Annotated in this window: 2 protein-coding genes; one reads left to right on the forward strand and one right to left on the reverse strand. The window is 53.6% G+C overall.

The window, feature by feature from the left end; all coding sequences use genetic code 11:
• The first annotated feature begins 101 nt into the window (after positions 1 to 101).
• Positions 102 to 401, forward strand: coding sequence for a hypothetical protein (locus P7F28_RS17185; protein ID WP_277185723.1), 300 nt, complete (start codon positions 102 to 104; stop codon positions 399 to 401).
• Between the two features lie 38 nt (positions 402 to 439).
• On the opposite strand, the gene bfr is transcribed toward P7F28_RS17185, so the two are convergent.
• The gene (gene bfr, locus P7F28_RS17190) at positions 440 to 889 is read right to left on the reverse strand and encodes a bacterioferritin (RefSeq protein ID WP_277185724.1); all 450 of its coding nucleotides are present in this window, start codon (positions 887 to 889) and stop codon (positions 440 to 442) included.
• Positions 890 to 891 lie beyond the last annotated feature (2 nt).

The raw sequence follows: 891 nt of genomic DNA on the forward strand, positions 1-891 counted from the left end.
ATTTAGCAAAAGGCGACGCAGGAATTCTCTTTTGCAGCGCGGATGGCTTGTTTAGGAGTGAGGCTGCACCGAGAATCGCATCAACCTTCTCGGGCGCTCACATGCGTTATTCAAAACTCGCTCACGTTCGCGCCAACGTGATTCTGTTCGCGTTTTCACTTGCTCTTACCGAAGCCATCGCGCTGCTCTTGCTCGGCGTTTTCAGTCGATGCGATGCGTTGGAGTCGGACACCGTCCGGCTCGCGATACTCGTGGTCGCATTTGCGATCTGGCTATCGGTAAAGATCGAGGCGCGGGCGGCGTTTCTGCGCGCCATGTCCGATGACGAAGCGCGTCACGCTGCACGACCGTTATCCGCATGGCTGATTCAGTTTCACATCGAATCAACCAGGCAGCGTTGATATAAAACCCCGTTCTGGCTTTGCTTACCCGTAACGAGTCACGCGACCTTGTGTATGGCCGATTGCTGATAATTCTGGATACCTATCTTATCGATCAGCCCAATCTGTATTTCCAGCCAATCGATATGTTCTTCGGTCGCGTCCAGCAAATCGACAAGCAGCAACCGCGAGACAAAGTCCCGCACGGACTCGCAGTGCGTGATGGCCGCCTTGCATTGCGCCTGCGCAGCCTGTTCGAGCGCAAGATCGTTTTTCAAAGCTTCCAGCACGTCATTGCCGATATTGAGCGTATGAAGATCCTGCAAATTCGGCGTGCCGTCGAGCATAAGAATGCGCTCGATCAAACGGTCCGCATGAGTCAGTTCGTCCATCGACTCAGCGCACTCGTGCGTACCGAGTTCCTCGAAACCCCAATGCTTGTATAAACGACCGTGATGCAGATATTGATGCACCGCAGTCAGTTCGTTCTTGAGTTCCGCATTGAGCAGTT

The sequence above is a fragment of the Caballeronia sp. BR00000012568055 genome, from assembly GCF_029439455.1.
Classification (GTDB): domain Bacteria; phylum Pseudomonadota; class Gammaproteobacteria; order Burkholderiales; family Burkholderiaceae; genus Caballeronia.